Below are 19,575 nucleotides of genomic sequence, written 5' to 3'. Positions count from 1 at the left end.
ATGCCACCTTTCTAAATGGAAGAGAACGAAGAACTGAACGATGAAAGTTTAGAAAACCAAGACGAGTCCCAAGATAGCCTGGTAAAGGTTACCGGGATGTACAAGGATTGGTTTTTGGATTATGCTTCGTATGTAATATTGGAGCGTGCCGTACCCGCTATCGAAGATGGATTTAAGCCTGTGCAGCGAAGAATCATGCACTCGCTCAAAGAGCTGGACGATGGTCGCTATAACAAAGTGGCGAATGTGGTAGGGCACACCATGCAATACCACCCCCATGGTGATGCCAGTATTGCCGATGCCATGGTTCAACTCGGTCAAAAGGATTTGCTTATCGACACCCAAGGTAACTGGGGAAACATTTTAACAGGTGATGGGGCAGCGGCACCACGTTATATCGAGGCCAGGTTGTCCAAGTTTGCTTTGGAGGTTGTGTACAGCCCAAAAATCACGGAGTGGCAGCTATCCTACGATGGCAGGAAAAAGGAGCCCGTTAATTTACCCGTTAAGTTTCCGCTTTTATTGGCACAAGGTGCAGAAGGGATTGCGGTTGGACTTTCCACAAAAATTTTACCACACAACTTTAACGAACTCATCGATGCTTCGATAAAACACTTAAAAGGAAAAAGGTTCACCATTTACCCAGACTTCCCCACCGCGGGAATCATCGATGTGACCAATTATAATGATGGTATGCGAGGGGGCAAGATCAGGGTGAGGGCCAAAATATCAACTTTGGACAAGAACACCTTGGTCATCAATGAAATACCTTACGGAACCAACACTTCTTCTTTAATTGATTCCATCTTAAAGGCTAATGATAAGGGGAAAATCAAAATAAAAAAGATTGAAGATAACACCGCCGCCGAGGTAGAGATATTGGTACACTTGCCAAATGGTATTTCGCCCGACAAAACCATTGATGCGTTGTATGCCTTCACAGCTTGTGAATCTTCCATTTCTCCATTGGGCTGTGTAATCGAGGACAACAAACCGCTGTTCATCGGTGTCAAGGAAATGCTTGAAAGATCCACGGACAATACGGTGGAGTTACTTAAAGCAGAACTTCAGATTCAATTGGATGAACTCGAAGAGCAATGGCACTTCTCTTCTTTGGAACGGATTTTCATTGAAAACAGGATTTACCGGGAAATCGAAGAGGAGGAAACTTGGGAAGGTGTCATCGAAGCCATTGACAAAGGCTTGAAGCCACACATTTCCCATTTAAAAAGGGATGTGACCAAAGACGACATTGTCCGGTTGACTGAAATCCGAATCAAGCGTATTTCAAAATTTGATTTAGACAAGGCGCAGCAACTTATTGAAAGTTTGGAGGATAGAATTGCACAGGCCAAGTATCATCTGGAGCATTTGGTGGATTTTGCCATCGACTATTTCAAAGAACTTAAAAAGAAATATGGTGTGGGTCGAGAGCGAAAATCAGAAATAAAGATTTTTGATGACATTGAAGCCACCAAGGTAGTCATCAGAAATACCAAGCTCTACGTAAACCGCGATGAAGGATTCATCGGAACCTCATTAAAAAGGGATGAATATGTTACGGATTGCAGCGACATAGATGACATCATCGTTTTTACCGGAAAAGGGGAAATGATGGTCACAAAGGTGGATTCCAAAGTGTTCATCGGAAAAAACATTATCCACGTAGCTGTGTTTAAAAAGAAAGACAAGCGAACTACCTACAACATGATCTACAAAAGCATGAAAGGCGGTCCTAGCTACGTGAAGCGCTTTAATGTTACCAGCATGACCCGTGATAAAATCTATCAACTCGCTGGCGACAAAGCATCTTCCGAAGTACTGTATTTCTCTGCTAACCCCAATGGTGAGGCAGAAGTGGTCACGGTAATGCTACGTCAATCTGGAAGCATCAAGAAACTGAAGTGGGACCTTGATTTCTCGGATGTTTTGATCAAAGGAAGAAGCTCCAAAGGTAATCTGGTCACTAAATATCCAGTAAAACGCATCGAACTAAAAGAAAAAGGCGTATCCACATTGAAACCGAGAAAAATTTGGTTTGATGATGTCGTGAGCCGATTGAATGTTGATGGAAGAGGGGAGTTGCTTGGCGAATTCAAAGGTGACGACTTACTTTTGGTCATCGATCAAAAAGGAATTGTTAAAACCATTCCACCCGATTTGCTCACTCGCTTTAGCGATGATATGATTGTTCTGGAAAAGTGGAACCCCAACAAACCGATTTCCGTGGTACATTATGTTGGCGATAAAGAGCGTTTTTACCTAAAAAGGTTTTTGATAGAGAACCCCAATAAGGAAGAAGTGGTCATTGATGAGGATTCCAAATCCTACATGGAATTGGTATCCACGGATTGGAGACCTCAATTGGAAATCGAGTTTGTCAAACCTCGCGGAAAGGACCCCAAACCAAATCTAGAGGTCGATGTTGAGGAATTCATAGCCATAAAAGGAATCAAAGCACTTGGAAATCAACTCACTCCCGAAAAGGTGAAAAATATCAATGTTTTGGATCCGCTACCTTATGAAGAACCCGAAGAACAAGAGACCGAGGATATCGAAGTTGTTGACGAGGAAGAAATAGAAAGCAATGATAATGATATAGAGACAAAGAATGATAGTTCTGATCAAACCTCTTTGTTTTAAAGGTTTTTATGTCTAATTTGCCCAATTCAGTTACACACCAAAAAAGCAGACCGCTTAACATATCTTTATGGATTTCACGAACCCCCTGGTATATGGCGTACCAGTTTTTATTGCCTTTATTTTATTGGAGTTGACCTACAGTAAGACCCATGACCATGAAAAACACGACCTGTACAATTGGAAGGATCTAGCTGCGAGTGGATTCATGGGAATTGGTTCCGCCATATTGGGACCCCTGTTCAAGGTTGCATTTGCCATACTTCTTTTTGAAGGTGCTTATGAACTTTTCAATCCGGTAACCGATGGGGTCAGGACCAACATTATGGGGTACGAATCCTTTGGATATGCTTGGTACGTGTGGATTTTGTGTCAATTGGCAGATGATTTCACTTATTACTGGTTTCATAGGGCCAATCATGAAATACGTATTTTATGGGCCGCACATATTGTTCACCACTCTTCAGATAATTTTAATTTAGGTACTGCCATAAGAAATGGTTGGTTTACCATTTTGTACAAGCCTTTCTTTTATTTATGGATGCCAGCCATTGGATTCCCTCCCGAAATGGTATTGGTTTGTCTAGGTATTGAAGCTTTGTGGCAATTCCAATTGCATACCGTGTATGTTCCCAAACTAGGATTTTTGGAAAAAATATTCAATACGCATACCATGCATCAGGTACACCATGCACAAAATGTGGAGTATTTGGACAAAAACCACGGTGGCTTCCTGAACATTTTTGATAAGATATTCGGTACTTGGAAAGAGCTGGACGATGATATTGATGTAAAATACGGAGTGATTCACGCTCCAAATTCCTATAATCCCGTAGTAATACTCACACACGAGTTCAAGGACATTTGGAACGATGTGAAAAAATCAAAAAAACTCTCCCATAAGTTAATGTACATCTTTGGACCTCCAGGATGGAGCCACGATGGAAGCACACTTACCGTAAAACAACAACAGCGATTGTTCAAAAAACAAAAAGAAGCCAGTCCTGAGCTTGCATACCAAAGACCTAATTAAATTTGGTCATCGGGCGTAATATGCTCTCTTTCTTGTGTGTTTTTTTGCATTCTCAGGTTGAGGAACTCCACCATCAGGGAGAAAGCAATGGCAAAATATAGGTATCCTTTTGGAATGGCACCGACTTCGTTGTCGAAAATCTTCAAATGAGATAAGTGTGCTGATTCCGCAATCAGCATGAATCCTATCAAAATCAAGAACGACAAGCCCAACACCTGTATAGAAGGATGCCTGTTGACGAATTCCCCGACTGGGTTTGCAAACAACATCATGATGATAACCGAAATTACTACTGCGGCAATCATCAGAACCAATGCATCCGTTGGATTTGGAGAAATACCGTTGGTCATCCCTATTGCCGTCAAAATGGAATCAAAGGAAAAAACAATATTGATCACGGTTATTTGAACAATGGCGTTCATCAAGGAGGAAGACCTCGACTTTTTCACTTCTCGCTCATCATGACCACGATCTTCTATTTTCTCATGGATCTCCCGAGTACTTTTATAGAGCAAGAAAAGCCCCCCGGCAAATAGAATGACCGCTTGCCAGCTAACCCCACCGGTCAACCAAGACTCATTGAAAACCAAAAAAGGTTTTTTCATCTTGGTTAGCCATGTGATACCAAAAAGCAAGATGATCCGTAGTAACATGGCTAGTACAAGCCCTATGTTCGTTGCCTTTCTCCTATCTTTCTTCTCCAGCTTACCAGCGGCAATGGAAATGAAAATAATATTGTCGATACCCAGCACTATTTCCAAAAAAGTCAGGGTCAACAACGCCATCCAGGCGTCCGGACTTGCAAAAATATCAAACATGGCTAGTCTATTTTATGAGCGGTTCCTTTGAATTTTTTACTATTACCAACAACATTGTATTCAAAGGTATATGAAGACTCCGTTGTCGTCAATATTTTTATGTGAATAGGTTTTTCCTCTGCTTTGTTCTTTGGGTTCAAATTCTTCAGCACATACTCACAATCATTTATCCAGCGAATGGATGAAGAGTCCACTTTCCCTTCATATTCATCAACTTCCAATGACAAGTTTCTGTGAAAGGCGGTTTTTTTCTCCTCACCATTTATTGTCGCGGTAAAGGTAAATTTACCTGTTTTAAAATCTTCACAATTACGTTGCGGCGGTTGGCCACAAGCAAAAAACAAAAGTGCTATGAATCCGGAAAAAAGGTATTTTGTCATACCTACAAAGTAACGGAAACTACCCGAAAGGGTCAATCCTTTTTAGCATGGAACGTCTCAAAAGTACCATCTGAATAGAACATAACGATTTTATAGGGCTCCTTAGAAGGGTTTGAGCTTTTAAGATGTTTTACGGAATAACTTTCAGACGAGGATTCCGTAGTGCTTTCCTCCAATTTTTCGTCAATAATGGAAGCAGGAGTAGCCATAGTTTGATCCGTTTTCTTTGGAAAACCACCTTCTCCCTTCAACAACCAATATAGGTCAACTTCGGGGTAGGTGTCCACCAATTTCATCACAAAATCCAAACTGGGCTTATTTCTTCCATTCAGTAAATGGGACATGCTAGAACGCTGCACACCAATTTCATCAGCAAAGGCTGAAACGGATATTTCCAGATGGTCCACAACGGTTTGAATACGCGACACAATTCCTTTATTCACAATTGTAAATTTATATGAAACCAAGTTAGTCATTCTGAATGAAACTACACTATAAAATAATTAAATGCTGTCTCAAATATATAATTTTATACTTTATATAAAGTTCTATATATAATTGATTTATAAATATTTATTAATTTACATTTACATTTGTATATAATTGATGAAATCCTCACGCAAATCAATTACAAATGTGTATTAAAGCGATGTAATTATAATTTACATTTGTAAAAATCAGTATGGTTACTTTTGTAAACTTTAATTGACAACTTAGATGCTCGAATATTCATTATATAAGGAAGAATCCATTCAAGGACGATATATCAATAAGGACTCCATCCAACCGTGTTTTGCTAAGCTTTCCGTGCCTATTAACTGTATTGGGAAATCTGTAGAGAATGTTGACATCAATGCTTTCAGAATTGGAAAAGGAAACAAAAAAGTACTTATGTGGTCTCAAATGCACGGAAATGAATCCACGACAACAAAAGCGGTTTGGGATCTTGTGAACTTCTTGCAGTCCGAAAATGAGCTGGCCAAAATCATTTTAAGTGAATGCACGCTTACCATTGTACCTATGCTGAATCCTGATGGGGCAAACGCCTACACCCGTGTTAACAGTAATGAAGTTGATCTTAACCGGGATGCCAAAAATTTAACCCAGCCCGAAAGTGTTGCTTTTAGAAAACTGTTTGATGCATTCCGGCCAGATTTCTGTTTCAACCTTCACGATCAGCGCACCTTGTTCAGCGCAGGTAAGACCAATAAGCCCGCAACGGTTTCCTTTTTATCCCCTGCAAGTAATAAAGAAAGACATATCACACCATCGCGCGAGGTGGCCATGAAGTTGATCGTGGCCATGAATCTCATGCTTCAGGGACACATACCGGGACAGGTTGGGAGATACGATGATGGTTTTAACGACAATTGCATTGGCGACACACTTCAAATGTTGGGCGTGCCCACTATTTTGTTTGAATCGGGGCATTATCCGAACGATTATCAAAGGGAGAAAACACGGGAATTGATTTTCCTTTCGATAGTGGAAGCCCTAAAAACCATTGCAACGGATAAAATCGATGATTATAAAACAGGGGACTATTTCTCCATTCCAGGAAACGATAAACAGTTTTTTGATGTTTTGGTAAAGCATCCAGAGATAGTGAACAGGGAGTTTGAGGCCGGACATTCCGTCGGAATCCGATATAAGGAAGTATTGATCGGTGAAAAAATAACTTTTCAGCCTGAGATCGCTGAAATTGGGCCGCTTGAAGGTTTTTACGGACACCAGACCATAGAATGTGTTGATTCCAAGGATTTTGGCTTTGCATCCGATGAAAAGGAAATTCTTGATTTGCTCCTGAAATTCAATAATTAAGGGGCATTTTTTAGAGGTTCTTGCATATTATTTAAAAAAGAACCATTTTTATTACGTAAATTTCCTTTTTTAACTACTTTTGCTGCAAAATTCAATGTAATGAACAAAGTAAAGCTAGACGAGATAGACCACCAGATATTGGACATGTTAATCGATAACACCCGTACACCATTTACGGACATCGCCAAAAAGTTGTTGATTTCCGCAGGTACGGTTCATGTCCGAGTCAAAAAAATGGAAGAGTCAGGAATCATTAAAGGTTCTTCCCTTACCCTTGACTATGTAAAACTTGGCTACTCCTTTATCGCCTATGTCGGCATATTCTTGGAAAAAACCCACCAGACCAAATTTGTTTTGGAAAGGCTGAGCCAGATACCTTATGTTACCGTGGCCCACATTACCACAGGCAAATTCAATATCTTCTGTAAAATCAGGGCCAAGGATACCACACACGCCAAGAACATCATTTTTAAAATAGATGATATTGAAGGTATCAGCAGAACGGAAACCATGATTTCCTTGGAGGAGAGCATCAACGATAAGAGACGTTTGATGCACACTATCTTCAACGAGCTGTAACCATATTCACATATATGGTACTTTTGGAACTTCCGTCTTCTGAATACAATCCATTTTACCAGACCTACATTATGGCACTGGATAATGTGGAACTGATAGAAGAATTAAAAAACGGGAAGAAAACACTTTTGTCCCTTTTAGACGAAATTCCAGAAGAAAAACTCAATTATGCTTACGCCGAGGGCAAATGGTCCTTGGCGGAAGCATTGGTTCACATGATGGATACCGAACGTATTTTTCAGTACCGTGCTTTATGCATTGCCAGAAACGACAAAACCCCTTTACCTGGTTTTGATCAAGATAACTATGTGCCATTTTCCAATGCGGCCAACCGTTCCAAAACTAGCTTGGTTGAAGAATACAGTACGGTGCGAGACGCCACAATATCCCTGTTCAACTCGTTTGATGATGAAGCCATTACCAGAGTTGGTCTCGCCAGTGGTTCAAAAATGAGTGTACGCGCCCTTGGATTTATCATTAGTGGACACCAAGCCCACCATGTTCGCGTGATAAAGGAGCGCTATTTGGCCTAGATCAATATTGATCGTCGTCTTCCATTTCCTCGGAATCGGAGTCCATTCCTTCAAAAGAATCTTCCTCAAATTCGGAAGCCACTAGTTCTTTGTCCAGCTCCTTTTCTATGGTTTCCTCAAAATTGGCTATAAAATTGGAAAGACTCTTACTTATCTTGACCATATAGATGGTATCCGCTGTTTTCACTTCAACGGCTTCGATTACTTCCCCGTTCGGTTTTTTAATGGTAATAATATCATCATCCCCATAACCATCTGGGTAGGAGTCTATTAGTTTGGCGGCCACCTTATGGTCCAACTTTTTGTAGTCTATCAGAATTCGTTTCATAGTGGTTAGTTATTAAAGTCGTTCCTAAACTAGGGATTTTTAAATCCGATGGACCCAAAGAGTTGTAAATACAAAAAATAAGTATGCGAAGGGGTTATTCCTTGTAGTATGCAAATGCTTTTTGGAACAGTTCTTCCGGAATTCTAATATCCGTAACAGCTTTACCAATTTCCTGAAGCAGGACAAAATTGACATTGCCGTGAGAGTTCTTCTTGTCGTATTTGAGCAATTGTAGAATAGCATCGATATCATCCTCCGTAAAGTCCACCTTGTCAAAATGCTTCAAAAACCCTTTTTTGATCTCATCGACGGATAATTTGGATAGTCCGCGCATCTCGTGAGACAAATATCCTTCCAAAATCATACCTGCGGCAATGGCTTCGCCATGCAACAAGGTCTTTTTATCATGATTGTCCAAACAATAGGATTCAATGGCGTGACCCAAGGTATGCCCAAAATTCAAAATCTTGCGAAGACCCTGCTCGGTAGGGTCCTGAAGTACCACCTCATTTTTTATGGCAATGGATCGCTGTATGCATGCAGCATCAGTAAAATCACCATCTTCGATAAGGTCGTTCCAATATGAACTATCCTGTATAAGGCCATGCTTCAACATCTCGGCATACCCACTTTTAGTTTGTCGCGGGTCCAAGGTTTTCAGGAACTCCGGAAAAATCAATACCATTTGTGGTTGATTTATCACACCGACCTGATTTTTCAACGAACCCAAATCCACACCTGTTTTTCCTCCGATGGATGCATCGACCATGGAAAGTAGGGTGGTGGGGATGTTGATGAAATCAATCCCCCGCTTAAAGGTAGAGGCCACGAATCCGCCCATATCCGTAAGCACGCCACCACCTAGATTAATGAGCAGGCTTTTACGATCCCCATCCAAGTTGGAAAGATCTTCCCAGAGCTGTAAGCAAGTACGAATATGTTTATTCTCCTCGCCAGATTCAATTTCCAGAACGGAATCAATAGGGAAATCGATCATTTCATTGAAAATGGGCAAACAATGTGCTTTGGTGTTTTCATCCACCAAAAGAAATATTTTGGAATAGCTGGTTTTGGCAATATGCTGGTTAAGAGCAGCTTTTGCCAATTCATTGATGTGTACCTCGTAGGACTGTGATTTTACCGATTCCATAATTTGAATTACACTGCTAAATAAAGATTATTTTTATAGATACCATTCTAGTTTACGTACTTATATTTGAATCTTTAACGGATGATAATTAATGCGACCAAATTTTGAGAATACTGCAATAGCTTTTGAGCTAAAGTCGGACTCCCAATTGGAGCGGGCTTATTTTCTTTTTAAGATGATTTCCAACGAACCTTTGGTTCGCATTGGAACAGCAGCGACCAATTTTGCCATTAAGGCGCATTTGCCTGTTGAGGGTTTGATCAGGGCCACTGTATTTGACCATTTTTGCGGTGGGGTAAGCGAAAAGGATTGTTTGCCCATAATCGACAATATGTATGGCAATGGTGTCTGTTCCATTTTGGACTATTCCGCAGAGGGGAAAGAAGTGGACAATCAGTTTGATTTTGCCATGGAAAAGACCATGGATATCCTCGATTTCGTCAAGGAAAAAGATGCCATGCCCTTCGCTGTGTTCAAACCTACGGGTTTTGGGCGTTTTAAATTGTTTGAGAAAGTTACCGCAGGTAGCGAATTAACGGAAAAAGAGCAGGCCGAATGGGGGAGAATCGTAAACCGGTTCGAAAAAGTCTGTCAAAAAGCACACAAACTCGATGTGGCCCTATTGATTGATGCTGAGGAAAGTTGGATGCAAGGTGCCGCCGATGGCCTTGTACTGGAAATGATGCGCAAATACAACAAGGAGAAGACCATCGTGTTCAATACTTTCCAAATGTACCGTTGGGATAGAATGCCCTACATCATCAAATTGTTCAAACAAGCTGAAGAGGAAGGTTTCAAGATTGGGGCCAAAGTTGTTCGCGGTGCTTACATGGAAAAGGAAAACGATAGGGCAGAGGATAAAGGGTACAAAAGCCCCATTTGCGAAAATAAACAACTTACAGATGAAAACTTTGATGCCGCCATCGACTACATGATGGATCACTTGGATTATTTTACCATATTCGCCGGCACACATAACGAGAAAAGCACCCTTCGATTAGTGGATTTGATGGAGAAACGGGGCATTGCTTCCGATGATGGTCGAATTTGGTTTGGCCAGTTATTCGGCATGAGCGACCATATTACCTACAACTTGGCTGCCCATGGCTATAACTCCGTAAAATATCTTCCGTATGGCCCTGTGAAAGATGTGATGCCCTACTTGATCAGAAGGGCAGAAGAGAACACTTCTGTTGCCGGACAAACTTCACGGGAATTGGCTTTGATCACCAAGGAGCGGAAGCGAAGGAGGTTGGAAAGTTAATGCTGTGCGGTTATTTTTTCCACAGTAACTCCTTCCTCACAATTCTTGGCTTCTAGCTCCAATGCTTCCCCCTTGTATTCGTGGGAGATAAAATACGTTTTGCAGGGCTCGGATGTAGTATCGCTTTTACCAAAATCCACATCCCCATCTTCCAAAAACGATTGAATCATAAGAGTGTCTCGGTATTGTTCAAGGAGAGATTGAGAGAAGGTCAAAGGTTTGGAGCGCATATCCTTGAGGACCCTACAATTGGGCAAATAGCAAAAATCAATTCCCTCTTCGCCTGATTTTTTCTTCAAGATAAAAACCAAAAATATCAATCCTATGGACAGTCCAACCAAGTACCATCCCAATCGTTTCAAAAATGCCATCTACATTAAAAAATAAGAAAGTTAATATCGTTGTAATTCAACCCGAACCAATCGCCCACTGACTTGTTGGTCAGGATACCGTGGTACATATAAAGTCCGTTGCGCAAGCCTTTATCAAACCGAAGCGAATGCTCCAAACCGCCTTCCTCACCAATCTTCAACAAATAAGGCGTAAAGATATTACTGATGGAAATGGAAGATGTTCTCGGATACCGTGATGGGATATTGGGCACACCATAATGGATCACTCCATATTTTTCAAAAGTGGGTTTTCTATGGGTAGTTACTTCTGAAGTTTCAAAACAGCCCCCCATATCAATACTCACATCGATAATCACAGCCCCTTTTTTCATGTTTTCCACCATGGAGCTGGAAACCACTACGGGCGAACGGTCTTTGCCTCGAGTGGCACCAATGGCCACATCACATCTCTTTAAGGATTTGATCAAATTCTTGGGCTGTACGGTTGACGTGTACAGGGTTTGGTTCAAACTGGTTTGAAGGCTCCTCAATTTACTGATGGAATTATCAAACACCTTAACATTGGCACCCAATCCCAGAGCCGACCGAGCAGCAAACTCACCCACTGTTCCCGCACCGATAATAACGACCTCTACGGGTGGGACCCCGCTAATGTTCCCGAACATCAATCCATTGCCCGTATTGGGGTTGGACATTAATTCCGAAGCGATCAAAATGGACGAAATCCCGGCAATTTCGCTCAAAGAGCGAACAGCTGGATAATTGCCGTCATCGTCCCTAATGTATTCAAAAGCAATGGCCGTCAATCGTTTCTTGGCCATGATCTCAAAATACTCCTTGTTCTGGGTTTTGATCTGCAAAGCAGAAATAACGATGGTCTGTGGATTGAGCAAATCTATCTCTGAAAGAGTAGGGGGCTCAACTTTCAATATAATAGGGCAGGAGAATACTTTTTTGGTGTCCCTCGTGATTTCAGCACCGGCGTTGGTGTAGTCGAAATCAGAAAAATTGGCTCCTTCGCCTGCGCCTGTTTCCACCAATACCCGGTGTCCGTGGGCCGTAATGGCATTCACGGCATCAGGGGTAAGGCAAACACGCTTCTCTTGATACTGGTTTTCCTTTGGAATGCCAATAAACAATTCCCCCTTTTGTTTTACAATCTCCAGGGTTTCTTCTTGGGGAAGCAATTGTTGTTTGCTAAATGGGGAGGCAGCGTGGCTCATAAAACGTAAATCTAATCAGGATACCATAAGGTATGGCAAATTTACATTTTTTTTGAAGCAGTCTTTTGGCGTTGCTCCAATTTCTCTCGCTCCTTTCTTAATTCCTCTTTTTCCTTTAGGATCTGCAGCTCGGTGTCCATGGCTTCCAGGTCTATTCCATGGACATGTTTGTCCACCAGCTTTACCCTGATGAAGTAGACCACGGGCACTACAACCATGGTTACGGCAATTACATACATTACTTCATTCTCATCCACTATTCCGGACTCAAATGTTAGCACGGCAAATAATTGAAAGCTGTACATCGCAATGGGAATCAATATGGCATAATACCACCACTCTTTTGATGTAATAAACCAAATGATCAATAATAATAGGGGCACAATTTTACCGAAGTAGTAATAAAAGGAATCTGCTACATCATTAAAACCATTGTCTCCAAATTCAATTCCAAAGAATAAATAGGATGTGCTCCCCACGGGTATATACTTATACCAATAAAACAATATGGGGGTTATTGCAATTAAAATTGCAAATATACCCTCCAAAATCAATTTCTTCCTGATACTTTTTTTACTGCTCATCACTGTTGATAACATCAAAAAGTAAAAATTATTGTAAAAAAAAACGGCCCTATATAAAAATAGAGCCGTTTTAGTCTGAATCGGTTAAGAGATTATAATTTCTTAATGTCCGATTTTTTGATACTAGTTGTTTGATTGTCGTCAAAAGTTACTGTAGTTGATACAGCGGTCATTGCCAAAAATGCAACAGCTAGCAATCCAAAAAAAACTTTTTTAGTGTTCATCGTAAAAGAGTTTTTGGTTAATAAATGAATTAATTCACAAAGCAAATGTAGGAAAATATTTCAACTAATCATACCTTTTATCGATAAAATTGGTTTTTAAACGTAAAAAACTCACTTTTCATCGAAATCGACTTGCTCTGCGCAATAATTTCCATGAAGATAGAGTGATTGCTATTTAAGGAACATTTAACTCGATTGAACGCGTGCTTTCCTCGATAAAGTGCAGGAATACCCCCACAGCGTCCTCAGGTAGGAGAGAGGAAATTTTATCGGGCCATTCAATAAAGACCCATGCATCCGAATTCAAATAATCCTCGAAACCCATATCCAATGCCTCCATTTCGTCATTGAGGCGGTAAAAATCAAAATGATAGGCTAAGGGCACATCATTCTTATCGAAATACTCATTGACCAAACCAAAAGTCGGGCTGTTGGCCACATCAACGGCTCCAAGTTGTTTGACCAAGGCCTTAACCAATGTAGTCTTGCCAACGCCCATGCCCCCATATAAGCATAATACCTTGTTCGGTGCTTTTTCCAACAGCTCTGTGGCCACTTCTTGGATTTCATCCAATTGAAATGTTCTCTTCACTCAAATACTATTTTGGGTCCAAAACTACAAAAGGAACAATCATCTCCTCCAACGAAACACCACCATGCTGGTATGTATTTCTGTAATAGCCCACATAGTGGTTATAGTTGTTCGGATACGCAAAAAAGAGATCGTTCTTTGCAAAAATGAAGCTACTGCTCAAATTAATGTTCGGCAAGTGAATCTCCTGCGGATTCTTTGTGGCCAACACATCTTTATCTTGATAAGTAAGGCTTCGCCCGGTTTTGTAACGCAGGTTTAAGCTCGTTTCCCTATCTCCAATTACCTTGGAAGGCTGCTTTACATTAATGGTGCCATGGTCCGTGGTCAAAATCAGCTTCATACCCAAATCTTGCGCCTGCTGGATTATATCCAATAAGGGGGAGTTTTTAAACCAGCTTAAGGTAAGGGAGCGATAAGCTTTATCATTTGAAGCAAGTTCCTTGACCACTTCCATTTCTGTTTTGGAGTGGGAGAGCATATCCACAAAGTTGTAGACCACCACGGTAAGATCATTGTCCTTTTGTGATTTAAAATTGGAGGCCAATTGCTTCCCTTGTTTCAGGTTGCTGATTTTATGGTACTCCCAATTGAGGTCCAACCCCAGTCGCTTTAATTGTTCACCCAAAAAATCAGATTCATGAAGGTTTTTGCCTCCCTCATCGGTATCATTTTTCCACCAATCGGGATAACGTTTCTCCATTTCGGCGGGCATCAGGCCAGAAAAGAGCGCATTGCGGGCATATTGTGTGGCCGTTGGTAAAATACTAAAGTAGGCGCACTCCTGCTTCTTTTTATAGTGGACAGACAGTGTTTTTTCAAAGGCCAACCATTGATCATACCGTAAGTTGTCAATAACGACCAACAGGGTCTTGTCATCCTCCAATTCAGGCTGAATTTTGTTCTTGAATAGAGTGTGGGACATTACTGGGGCATCTCCATCCTGAAACCAACTTTTATAGTTTTTATCGATAAACTTCCCAAACTGGGAATTCGCTTCCACTTTTTGGGATTCCAATATTTCGAACATACCGGAATCCTCGATTTGCTCCAGTTCCAGCTCCCAGTAAATCAGTTTTTTATAAAGGTCCACCCATTCCTCTTGGGTATTGATCATGGACAAATCCATGGCAATCTTCCGAAACTCCTGCTGATAATTGGCAGTGGTTTTTTCGGATACCAATCGGGAGTTGTCCAAACTCTTTTTTAATGAGAGTAGGATTTGATTTGGGTTAACGGGTTTAATAAGGTAGTCCGCAATTTTGGAACCGATGGCCTCGTCCATAATATATTCCTCTTCACTTTTGGTGATCATTACCACAGGAATGGAGCCGTCATACTTCTTTATTTCGGTCAAGGTTTCCAAACCGGAAAGTCCTGGCATATTCTCATCCAGAAAAACAATATCAAAAAAGGTGTCCTTTATTTCTTCAATGGCATCCTGCCCGCTTTGACTCGTAACTACTTTATAGCCCTTGCTTTCTAGAAATAATATATGTGGTTTTAATAGGTCTATTTCATCATCGACCCAAAGAATTGTTATCTTGTTCATATAGTGATTATCTTTGTGGGAATTAAAACAAAAAACTTTGGTAAAAACCAATAAGCTTAATGTTTTCAACGATCCAATTTACGGTTTTATTGGAACTCCCAACGAACTAATTTTCAGTCTTATCTCGCACCCTTACTTTCAAAGGCTGAGGAGGATATCGCAAATGGGGCTTTCCTATTTGGTTTATCCCGGCGCACATCATACCCGATTCCACCATGCGCTGGGCAGCATGCATTTAATGACCAAGGCCATTCAGGTTTTAAAATTAAAAAATGTTAAGATTACCGAAGAGGAAGAAAAGGGATTGTTGTGTGCCATTTTACTGCACGATATTGGCCATGGACCATTTTCCCATGCCCTTGAAGGTTTTGTTGCCAAGGAAATCAGTCACGAACAGATTTCCCTTCGCTTTATGATGGAGTTGAACAAGGAGTTTGATGGCCAGTTGGATATCGCCATTTCCATTTTTAAGGGGGATTATCCGAAACCTTTTTTGAACCAACTCGTATCAAGTCAATTGGACATGGACCGTTTGGATTATTTGAAACGCGATAGTTTTTACTCAGGAGTGACCGAGGGAAACATCAATTCAGAGCGATTGATTTCGATGCTGAATGTAGTTGATGGCAACTTGGTCGTAGAGGAAAAGGCCATTTATGCGGTAGAAAAGTTTTTGATGGCCCGTAGGTTCATGTACTGGCAGGTATACTTGCACAAGACGGGACTGGTGGCCGAACAGCTCTTGGTCCGCATCATGCAACGAGCAAGATTGTTATTGAGCCAAGAAGAAGATTTGAAAGGCAGTGAACCGCTTTTATTTTTTCTGAGGAACAACGGAACTTTGACCTTTGATGCTGGAGTTTTAAAAACTTTTGCCGAACTTGACGACATTGATATTCTTGGTGCTTTGAAAGGCTGGCAATTTCATGATGATTTTGTGCTTTCCAAGCTCTGCAAGATGTTGCTGGACAGAAGGCTACTACATGTGAAGGTAAGAAAGAGGCCTTTGACCACTGAAAAACTCAATGAAAAGATGGATTGGATCATGGAAAAGCATGATATTTCCATTGAGGAAGCTTCCAATTTTGTTTTTCAGGGAGAAATATCCAACAAGGCTTACAGTAAGGATGAAGCCATTAGAATTTTAAAAAAGAACGGAAAAATTTCAGATGTGCTTAAGGAGTCGGATCAACTTAGCTTAAAAGCTTTGGCCAAAACCGTCACTAAATATTACAGCTGTTATCCAAAGAAAGCCGTTTAACAAATTTTGTTACTTTTGCACCAATGAAATTTACAGCTACCCAAATTGCCGGAATCTTAGAAGGGGAAGTTGAGGGAAATCCTCAAATCGCTGTCCACAAATTATCCAAGATCGAAGAAGGGGAAAAGGGTTCGTTGACCTTTTTGGCCAATCCAAAATATACATCTTACATCTATTCCACAAAGGCTTCGATTACCATTGTAAACAAGGATTTTGTTCCTGAACAATCCGTTTCCACCACATTGATAAAGGTGGATGATGCGTATAAATCCTTTTCCAAATTGTTGGAATACTACAATCAGGTCAAAAACAATAAGGTAGGGGTGGAGAACCCTTGCTACATCTCTGAAAGCGCAAGCTACGGAGAAGGTTTTTACCTTGGAGCATTTGCCTATTTGGGAGAGAATGTGAAAATTGGGGACAACGTAAAAGTATACCCAAATGCCTACATTGGCGACAATGTGAGCATTGGCGATAATGTCATCGTCTTTGCAGGGGCCAAAATATATTCCGAAACTATTATAGGAAACAATTGTGTAATCCATGGAGGAGCGATTATCGGAGCAGATGGATTTGGTTTTACCCCAAATTCGAATGGGGAATACAGTAAAGTACCACAGACAGGTAATGTTATCATTGAAGATAATGTGGATATCGGTGCTGGCACGACCATAGATCGAGCTACCCTGGGATCGACCATATTAAGAAAAGGTGTCAAATTGGATAATCAAATCCAGATTGCGCATAATGTGGAGATCGGCGAGCATACCGCTATTGCCGCACAAACTGGCGTGGCTGGTTCAACCAAAATCGGCAAAAACTGCTTGATTGGTGGTCAAGTCGGTATTGTTGGGCACATTACCATAGGTGATAGGGTCCGCATCCAGGCCCAATCTGGAATCGGAAGAAACGTAAAAGATGATGAAGTGCTTCAGGGATCACCGGCATTGAGCTATGGAGACTTCAACAAATCATATGTACACTTTAAGAATTTGCCGAAATTGGCAAATCAAATCTCCAACATAGAAAAAAGAGTTGAAGGTGAGCAAACCAAGTAACAAACAATGCACCATAGCCAAAAAAGTCACGCTACAAGGTGTAGGACTACATACAGGTGAAAATGTAACCATGAGTTTTCTTCCTGCGGACGAGAACCACGGTTATGCGTTCAAGAGAATTGATTTGGAAGGTGAACCCATAATCGAGGCTGATGCCAATTATGTGGTAAACACCCAACGTGGAACCAATTTGGAAAAGAACGGAGTTAAGATTCATACCTCGGAACATGTGCTTGCTGCACTCGTGGGGTTGGATATCGACAATGTTCTAATCGAGTTGGACGCCCCAGAACCGCCCATTATGGATGGTTCGTCCAAATTTTTCGTGGAAGCTTTGGAAGAAGCGGGTATCGTGGAACAAGAGCAGGAGCGTGAAGAATATGTGGTAAAAGATGTCATCTCATACAAGGATGAAACCACAGGGAGTGAAATTACCATCATTCCTTCGGATGAATACCAAGTGACCACTATGGTGGATTTTGGAACCAAAGTTTTAGGCACCCAAAATGCTACTTTGGAAAAAATGTCCGATTTTAAAGAAGAGATTGCCGATTCGCGTACTTTTAGTTTTTTGCATGAATTGGAAATGTTACTGGAAAACGGTCTGATCAAAGGCGGAGACCTTAATAACGCCATTGTGTATGTGGACAAGGAAATTTCCGAATCCACCATGAAGAAGTTGGAAAAAGCCTTTGGTAAAGAAAAACTTTCCGTAAAGCCCAATGGTATTCTGGACAATCTGACCTTGCATCATCCCAATGAAGCAGCACGACACAAACTATTGGATGTAATTGGGGATTTGGCCTTGGCCGGAACTCGTATTCGAGGTAAAGTAATTGCCAACAAGCCCGGGCACTTTGTGAACACCCAGTTTGCCAAAAAACTGTCCAAAATCATCAAAATAGAAAAAAGGAACAAGGTTCCCAGCTATGATTTGAACCAAGAGCCTTTAATGGACGTGAACGAAATCATGGCAAGGTTACCGCACCGCCCACCATTCTTATTGGTCGATAAAATCCTGGAACTCTCCGATACCCATGTGGTGGGAGTGAAAAACGTGACCATGAACGAACCTTTCTTCGTAGGTCACTTTCCTGGAGCCCCGGTAATGCCCGGTGTGTTACAGGTGGAAGCCATGGCTCAAACAGGAGGGATCCTAGTATTGAGCACGGTTCCAGACCCAGAAAACTACCTGACCTTCTTCATGAAGATTGACAAGGTAAAGTTTAAACAACAAGTAGTGCCAGGGGATACTTTAATATTTAAATGCGATTTGATTTCTCCCATTCGTAGAGGAATCTGCCACATGCAAGCTTATGCCTATGCCAATGGAAAACTGGTATCCGAAGCCGAGTTGATGGCCCAAATCGTAAAAACAAAAAACACAAATTCGTAGATGAACCAACCATTAGCATATGTACACCCAGGGGCCAAAATCGCCAAAAATGTGGTAATTGAGCCCTTTACCACTATACACAACAACGTCACGATTGGCGAGGGGACGTGGATTGGTTCCAACGTAACCATTATGGAAGGAGCCAGAATCGGAAAAAACTGTAGTATTTTCCCAGGCGCCGTAATTTCCGCAATGCCGCAAGACTTAAAATATCAGGGTGAGGACACTACAGTGGTTATTGGTGATAATACAACTATTAGGGAGTGTGCCACAATAAACAAGGGTACCTCTGACCGTATGAAAACGGTAATTGGAAACAATTGTTTGATCATGGCCTATTGCCACGTAGCACACGATTGTTTGGTAGGCGATGGCTGCATTTTCAGTAATAATTCAACCTTGGCAGGACACGTAACCATTGGCCAGAATGTAGTTTTGGCGGGAATGGTTGCCGTACATCAATTTGTATCCATTGGAAACCACGCCTTTGTAACAGGTGGTTCTTTGGTTCGAAAAGATGTCCCTCCTTATGTGAAGGCCGCAAGAGAACCTCTTTCCTATGTGGGCATCAATTCCATTGGGCTGAGACGAAGAGGTTTCGAATCCGACAAGATTCGCGAGATTCAAAATATTTACAGACTACTATATCAACAAAATTATAACAATTCCCAAGCGGCATCCATTATTGAAGCCGAGATGGAGGCAACTCCCGAAAGAGACGAAATCCTTCAATTTATAAGAGATTCGCAGCGTGGAATTATGAAAGGTTATTTCAGTTCAAATTAA

General features: G+C 41.3%; 20 protein-coding genes. 10 read left to right on the top strand and 10 right to left on the bottom strand.

The genetic code is table 11. The annotated features are described in order from the left end of the window. Positions 1-15 precede the first annotated feature (15 nt). Both PY092_RS13880 and PY092_RS13875 read left to right on the top strand, forming a co-directional pair. On the top strand, positions 16-2,643 hold the full coding sequence (locus PY092_RS13880; RefSeq protein WP_275616403.1) for a DNA gyrase/topoisomerase IV subunit A: 2,628 nt from the start codon (positions 16-18) through the stop codon (positions 2,641-2,643). Positions 2,644-2,710: 67 nt separating this feature from the next. Continuing rightward, positions 2,711-3,673 (top strand): sterol desaturase family protein, encoded by a 963-nt coding sequence (locus PY092_RS13875; RefSeq protein ID WP_275616402.1) that lies wholly within the window; start codon positions 2,711-2,713, stop codon positions 3,671-3,673. On the opposite strand, the gene PY092_RS13870 is transcribed toward PY092_RS13875, so the two are convergent. Genes PY092_RS13870 through PY092_RS13860 form a run of 3 tightly spaced genes read right to left on the bottom strand, consistent with a single transcriptional unit; the run spans position 3,670 to position 5,314 of the window. Then, the gene (locus tag PY092_RS13870; RefSeq protein ID WP_275616401.1) at positions 3,670-4,491 is read right to left on the bottom strand and encodes a TerC family protein; all 822 of its coding nucleotides are present in this window, start codon (positions 4,489-4,491) and stop codon (positions 3,670-3,672) included. The genes PY092_RS13875 and PY092_RS13870 overlap by 4 nt on opposite strands. Positions 4,492-4,493: 2 nt before the next feature. After that, positions 4,494-4,871 carry a DNA topoisomerase IV gene (locus PY092_RS13865; protein ID WP_275616400.1) on the bottom strand — a complete coding sequence of 126 codons (378 nt, stop codon included), beginning with the start codon at positions 4,869-4,871 and terminating at the stop codon, positions 4,494-4,496. Positions 4,872-4,903: 32 nt separating this feature from the next. Beyond that, entirely contained in the window at positions 4,904-5,314 is a 411-nt protein-coding gene (locus PY092_RS13860; protein ID WP_275616399.1) for a helix-turn-helix transcriptional regulator, read from the bottom strand. A 274-nt stretch (positions 5,315-5,588) separates the two neighbouring features. On the opposite strand from PY092_RS13860, the gene PY092_RS13855 reads away from it, so the two are divergent. From PY092_RS13855 to PY092_RS13845, 3 genes are all read left to right on the top strand, one after another. Continuing rightward, positions 5,589-6,692 carry a M14 family metallopeptidase gene (locus PY092_RS13855; RefSeq protein ID WP_275616398.1) on the top strand — a complete coding sequence of 368 codons (1,104 nt, stop codon included), beginning with the start codon at positions 5,589-5,591 and terminating at the stop codon, positions 6,690-6,692. 99 nt (positions 6,693-6,791) lie between these two features. Further along, positions 6,792-7,271, top strand: coding sequence for an Lrp/AsnC family transcriptional regulator (locus PY092_RS13850; RefSeq protein WP_119609545.1), 480 nt, complete (start codon positions 6,792-6,794; stop codon positions 7,269-7,271). 14 nt (positions 7,272-7,285) lie between these two features. Then, on the top strand, positions 7,286-7,804 hold the full coding sequence (locus PY092_RS13845; protein WP_275616397.1) for a DinB family protein: 519 nt from the start codon (positions 7,286-7,288) through the stop codon (positions 7,802-7,804). 1 nt (position 7,805) lies between these two features. Here the strand turns inward: PY092_RS13845 and PY092_RS13840 are convergent, their stop codons facing one another. Together PY092_RS13840 and aroB are read right to left on the bottom strand one after the other, a co-directional pair. Next, the gene (locus PY092_RS13840) at positions 7,806-8,132 is read right to left on the bottom strand and encodes a hypothetical protein (RefSeq protein WP_275616396.1); all 327 of its coding nucleotides are present in this window, start codon (positions 8,130-8,132) and stop codon (positions 7,806-7,808) included. Between the two features lie 94 nt (positions 8,133-8,226). After that, the gene (gene aroB / locus PY092_RS13835) at positions 8,227-9,282 is read right to left on the bottom strand and encodes a 3-dehydroquinate synthase (protein ID WP_275616395.1); all 1,056 of its coding nucleotides are present in this window, start codon (positions 9,280-9,282) and stop codon (positions 8,227-8,229) included. Positions 9,283-9,373: 91 nt separating this feature from the next. On the opposite strand from aroB, the gene PY092_RS13830 reads away from it, so the two are divergent. Then, a complete protein-coding gene (locus PY092_RS13830) occupies positions 9,374-10,546 on the top strand; it encodes a proline dehydrogenase family protein (protein ID WP_275616394.1) in 1,173 nt (390 codons plus the stop codon). Here PY092_RS13830 and PY092_RS13825 read toward each other — a convergent pair. From PY092_RS13825 to porX, 5 genes are all read right to left on the bottom strand, one after another. Next, positions 10,543-10,917, bottom strand: coding sequence for a DUF4258 domain-containing protein (locus PY092_RS13825; RefSeq protein ID WP_275616393.1), 375 nt, complete (start codon positions 10,915-10,917; stop codon positions 10,543-10,545). The genes PY092_RS13830 and PY092_RS13825 overlap by 4 nt on opposite strands. Positions 10,918-10,922: 5 nt before the next feature. Continuing rightward, positions 10,923-12,122 (bottom strand): alanine dehydrogenase, encoded by a 1,200-nt coding sequence (locus PY092_RS13820; RefSeq protein ID WP_275616392.1) that lies wholly within the window; start codon positions 12,120-12,122, stop codon positions 10,923-10,925. Between the two features lie 41 nt (positions 12,123-12,163). Continuing rightward, complete coding sequence (locus PY092_RS13815; RefSeq protein WP_275616391.1) at positions 12,164-12,706, bottom strand: hypothetical protein; 543 nt, start codon at positions 12,704-12,706, stop codon at positions 12,164-12,166. A gap of 399 nt (positions 12,707-13,105) precedes the next feature. Then, entirely contained in the window at positions 13,106-13,522 is a 417-nt protein-coding gene (tsaE, locus tag PY092_RS13810) for a tRNA (adenosine(37)-N6)-threonylcarbamoyltransferase complex ATPase subunit type 1 TsaE (protein WP_275616390.1), read from the bottom strand. 7 nt (positions 13,523-13,529) lie between these two features. Next, positions 13,530-15,074 (bottom strand): T9SS response regulator signal transducer PorX, encoded by a 1,545-nt coding sequence (gene porX / locus PY092_RS13805; protein ID WP_275616389.1) that lies wholly within the window; start codon positions 15,072-15,074, stop codon positions 13,530-13,532. 37 nt (positions 15,075-15,111) lie between these two features. Between porX and PY092_RS13800 the strand changes: the two genes are divergently transcribed. Genes PY092_RS13800 through lpxA form a run of 4 tightly spaced genes read left to right on the top strand, consistent with a single transcriptional unit; the run spans position 15,112 to position 19,575 of the window. Then, entirely contained in the window at positions 15,112-16,335 is a 1,224-nt protein-coding gene (locus PY092_RS13800) for an HD domain-containing protein (protein WP_275616388.1), read from the top strand. Between the two features lie 23 nt (positions 16,336-16,358). Then, positions 16,359-17,393, top strand: a complete 1,035-nt coding sequence (gene lpxD, locus PY092_RS13795; RefSeq protein ID WP_275616387.1) for a UDP-3-O-(3-hydroxymyristoyl)glucosamine N-acyltransferase — start codon at positions 16,359-16,361, stop codon at positions 17,391-17,393. Then, positions 17,377-18,789, top strand: a complete 1,413-nt coding sequence (locus PY092_RS13790) for a bifunctional UDP-3-O-[3-hydroxymyristoyl] N-acetylglucosamine deacetylase/3-hydroxyacyl-ACP dehydratase (RefSeq protein WP_275616386.1) — start codon at positions 17,377-17,379, stop codon at positions 18,787-18,789. The genes lpxD and PY092_RS13790 overlap by 17 nt, the downstream gene beginning before the upstream one ends. Continuing rightward, on the top strand, positions 18,790-19,575 hold the full coding sequence (lpxA, locus tag PY092_RS13785; RefSeq protein WP_275616385.1) for an acyl-ACP--UDP-N-acetylglucosamine O-acyltransferase: 786 nt from the start codon (positions 18,790-18,792) through the stop codon (positions 19,573-19,575).

This window comes from Flagellimonas yonaguniensis (assembly GCF_029193885.1).
Taxonomy (GTDB): domain Bacteria; phylum Bacteroidota; class Bacteroidia; order Flavobacteriales; family Flavobacteriaceae; genus Flagellimonas; species Flagellimonas yonaguniensis.
The sequence above is the reverse complement of the archived record's forward strand: the minus strand, read 5'-3'. Positions and strand labels throughout refer to the sequence as shown.

What these genes read in the sequence shown, in the direction of transcription:
- porX (WP_275616389.1), bottom strand. Translation starts at nt 15,074, where the DNA reads ATGAACAAGATAACAATTCTTTGGGTCGATGATGAAATAGACCTATTA.
- PY092_RS13855 (WP_275616398.1), top strand. Translation starts at nt 5,589, where the DNA reads ATGCTCGAATATTCATTATATAAGGAAGAATCCATTCAAGGACGATAT.
- PY092_RS13850 (WP_119609545.1), top strand. Translation starts at nt 6,792, where the DNA reads ATGAACAAAGTAAAGCTAGACGAGATAGACCACCAGATATTGGACATG.
- PY092_RS13840 (WP_275616396.1), bottom strand. Translation starts at nt 8,132, where the DNA reads ATGAAACGAATTCTGATAGACTACAAAAAGTTGGACCATAAGGTGGCC.
- PY092_RS13825 (WP_275616393.1), bottom strand. Translation starts at nt 10,917, where the DNA reads ATGGCATTTTTGAAACGATTGGGATGGTACTTGGTTGGACTGTCCATA.
- PY092_RS13830 (WP_275616394.1), top strand. Translation starts at nt 9,374, where the DNA reads ATGCGACCAAATTTTGAGAATACTGCAATAGCTTTTGAGCTAAAGTCG.
- lpxA (WP_275616385.1), top strand. Translation starts at nt 18,790, where the DNA reads ATGAACCAACCATTAGCATATGTACACCCAGGGGCCAAAATCGCCAAA.
- PY092_RS13870 (WP_275616401.1), bottom strand. Translation starts at nt 4,491, where the DNA reads ATGTTTGATATTTTTGCAAGTCCGGACGCCTGGATGGCGTTGTTGACC.
- PY092_RS13820 (WP_275616392.1), bottom strand. Translation starts at nt 12,122, where the DNA reads ATGAGCCACGCTGCCTCCCCATTTAGCAAACAACAATTGCTTCCCCAA.
- PY092_RS13845 (WP_275616397.1), top strand. Translation starts at nt 7,286, where the DNA reads ATGGTACTTTTGGAACTTCCGTCTTCTGAATACAATCCATTTTACCAG.
- PY092_RS13865 (WP_275616400.1), bottom strand. Translation starts at nt 4,871, where the DNA reads ATGACAAAATACCTTTTTTCCGGATTCATAGCACTTTTGTTTTTTGCT.
- PY092_RS13875 (WP_275616402.1), top strand. Translation starts at nt 2,711, where the DNA reads ATGGATTTCACGAACCCCCTGGTATATGGCGTACCAGTTTTTATTGCC.
- aroB (WP_275616395.1), bottom strand. Translation starts at nt 9,282, where the DNA reads ATGGAATCGGTAAAATCACAGTCCTACGAGGTACACATCAATGAATTG.
- lpxD (WP_275616387.1), top strand. Translation starts at nt 16,359, where the DNA reads ATGAAATTTACAGCTACCCAAATTGCCGGAATCTTAGAAGGGGAAGTT.
- PY092_RS13815 (WP_275616391.1), bottom strand. Translation starts at nt 12,706, where the DNA reads ATGAGCAGTAAAAAAAGTATCAGGAAGAAATTGATTTTGGAGGGTATA.
- PY092_RS13880 (WP_275616403.1), top strand. Translation starts at nt 16, where the DNA reads ATGGAAGAGAACGAAGAACTGAACGATGAAAGTTTAGAAAACCAAGAC.